Source organism: Gordonia prachuapensis (genome assembly GCF_036350515.1).
GTDB lineage: Bacteria > Actinomycetota > Actinomycetes > Mycobacteriales > Mycobacteriaceae > Gordonia > Gordonia prachuapensis.
The window spans coordinates 1-1,398 of the sequence record NZ_JAZDUE010000040.1 but is presented as its reverse complement, the minus strand read 5'-3'; the positions used below and the strand labels follow the sequence as shown (position 1 = coordinate 1,398).

The 1,398-nt window shown below is 64.9% G+C and carries 1 protein-coding gene; it reads right to left on the bottom strand.

Annotated features, from left to right (window positions below):
* On the bottom strand, window positions 1-1,157 hold a 1,157-nt coding region (locus V1Y59_RS23650; protein WP_330507483.1), incomplete at its 3' end, for an IS110 family RNA-guided transposase.
* Window positions 1,158-1,398 lie beyond the last annotated feature (241 nt).

The following is a 1,398-nucleotide window of genomic DNA, read 5'->3' as shown; positions in this document are numbered from 1 at the left end:
TGGAGTATGCCGACGAGGCGGTTGGCGAGTTGGCGTAGCGCGGCGTTGTGGTCGACGTCTCGGGCTCGTTGTTTGCGGTAGTAGGCGCGGGCGCCGTCGTCGTGCATGAAGGCTCCGTGGGCCTGGGCCATCAGGGCGTCGACGAGTCGGTCGTTGTGGACGTAACGCGCGGAGACGATCCGCGATTTGCCCGACTGTTTCGTGATGGGGCTGGTGCCCGCCGCGTTGCGGCGGGCTTTGCTGTTGCGGAAACGTAACGGGTCGTCCCCGAACTCGGCGAGCACCCGGGGTCCCACGGTCGGCCCCATGCCGGGCTGGCTGAGGTAGATCTCATGGTCCGGGTGCTGGGAAAAATGGGCATCGACCTCGCCGGCGAGCTCGTCGATCTGCTCGATCACCACACCGAGCACCGCCACCGAGGCGCGCACCGAGGCCGCGTAGGCGTCGGTGACCCGATCAGGTTGGCCGAGGTGCTGTCCGCGTAGGATCTGTTGTATCTCAACAGCTTTGGTGTCTTTGTTGCGGCGACCCTTGAGCAGGGGCAGGATCTGGCTTTTGGTCAGCTTCGCCGCCCGCGCCGGGGTCGGCGCCTTGGCCAACAAGCCCAGGATCGGCCGGCTCGTCAATTCCAGATCCACCGCCGAACACACCAGCAGGATCGCCGGGAAGTACTCGCGCAGCGCCGCACGCACCCGCAGCATGTGGCGCGTGCGTTCCCAGATCATCGTCTGATGCGCGCGGGCCACCACCTTGACCGCGTCCGCGATCTCGGAGTCCCCACCACTTTCCCGCAACTGGTCGCGACGACTGCGCAGCATCTCGGCCAGCGCATGCGCATCACCCTTGTCGCTCTTGGCGCCCGAACTGACCACGATCTCGCGGTAGCGATGGGCCTGTTTGGGATCGACTCCAAATACCCGATACCCCGCAGCGATCAACGCGTTGACCCACGGACCGCGATCGATCTCGATACACACCAGCACCTGGTCAGGCTGATCGCCCTCGTCCAGGAAGGTCGCCGCGATCTCCCCGAACTTCGCGATCCCGGCGATCCCCTCAGGCAACCGCGCCCGCCGCAACACCTGCCCACGCTCGTCTTGAAACTCGACATCGTGGTGGTCTTCGGCCCAATCATCCCCGACGAACAACACTGCCACTGCCGGTGCCTCCTCACAGCTACCAAGCCGTCGATTGTTCAACACGGCAGCTGGCCGGAGGACCCTCGCGAACTAATGGTTCAGTGCTCACACCCCGAAACCACATCGGAGCCGGCACGACATCCCAGCAGCAATCACACCCTCTCGGCCGACCACCAGGGGCACGGTCTCGATCCAGAACTCGCCATCAACGGTTCCGTAGGCACGAGTGCTCACCCAGCAGCAGCCACCAACACCAAGT